Annotated in this window: 1 protein-coding gene; it reads right to left on the reverse strand. The window is 57.5% G+C overall.

The features are described 5' to 3' along the window. Positions 1 to 26: 26 nt before the first annotated feature. Positions 27 to 1,400: T9SS type A sorting domain-containing protein (locus tag OB13_RS13155; RefSeq protein ID WP_461490627.1), on the reverse strand; the 1,374-nt coding region annotated here is incomplete at its 5' end.

A 1,400-nucleotide genomic window follows, 5' to 3' on the forward strand; every position in this document is an offset into this window, starting at 1 on the left:
ACCTATACCTATACCTATACCTATACCTAGAGCTTGAGTACCCTGACGGTGCCGCTGTTGGTGCCTTCGCTCCAGTGGAGCAGGTAGGTGCCTGCCGCTAAGCTGGCCACATTGATCTCTACAATGTCAGTGCCATCGGTGATGATGGCTTCTGTCTCGTGGACCAGCCTGCCCTGTATGTCATACAGCCTAAGCTGCATGGTCGTATTGGTTCTGACCAGGTATTCTATCTGCAGGATTTCCCGTGGTGAGCCATCCGAGTTTTTGTCAAGGCCGATTGGGTTGGGGTATACCTTGAGCGTGCGCAGGTCTTCCGGGTTCAGCACCAGTACCCGGGCAGAAAAAGCATCGGCGGCATTGTTGTACACGAGTCTCAGCCGGTAGTAACTCCTGCGTGGCAGGGGGTTGTTGTCCGTGAAGGTATAGTTGCCTGCGCCCTTGGCATCGACCTCGCCGATATCCTCCCATACCTGGCCATCCGGGCTGCGCTGTACGACATAGTAGTTTACATTGGTCTCTGAATCACTTGACCAGATCACCTCCACTACGCCGGAAGAGTTGAAGGTGCCATCGAATGTAACTATTTCCGGTGCCAGGTTGCAGTCGCCGTCCAGCTTCAATTTCATCGGTGTCCGATCGCAGATGTTGGGCACCACACTGCGGGCCATGACCAGGTTCGCTCCCCGGATATCGGCAGGGCCGAGGTCACGGATAAGCCGGCGCGACTCAATGGCATAGTGCATGATGGCATTGTTGAGGATCACGTGGCCCAGCTGGTGTGCGTGACCGAGCTCGTGCAGCACCACCGTCTCGTAGTCGAACTGCTGTGGTCCCGGACCGCCCGGGCCATACTGCCAGTTGATGTTGCTGTTGATTTCCATGTCAAACTCGGTGAGCCAAAACAGGGTATCGCCGCCACAGACTCTGCCGTTGTAGCGGCTGATCGTGCGGGCCAGCACGCTTTCGCCGGTTTCGGAACCCGGGGCAAACTTGATAACGCTTCGGCTATCGTCGGTGGTTGTTTCGGTTGTGGTAGGGCTGCCGATCTTCCAGTTCACATTGGTGGTGCAAACCCAGCTGTTCATGGCCCTCCGGAAGCCCTCCTGTGCGGCCGACCGGCCTTGTATGCTGGGAGCAAACTGTATGGTATAGCCCCCGGCCCGGTCCATGTCGATCATGACCGGCTGTGTAGCGGAGTCTCCTTTTTCGGCCACTACGTTCGTATAGGCAAACTCGATGGTCAGGGTGCCGGTGCTGGTTGCGGCCGTGCCGTCGGCTGCTGTTACCCTGATCTGGCCGGTGCCGGCGGTGCCGCCATCCGGCGTGGCGGAAGGTACCCGCACCCGTATCTGGGAGTTAGACCAGGAAATATAATCTGTCGGGTAGGGTTTTACAAAGGT

This window comes from Pontibacter sp. HJ8, assembly GCF_054824225.1.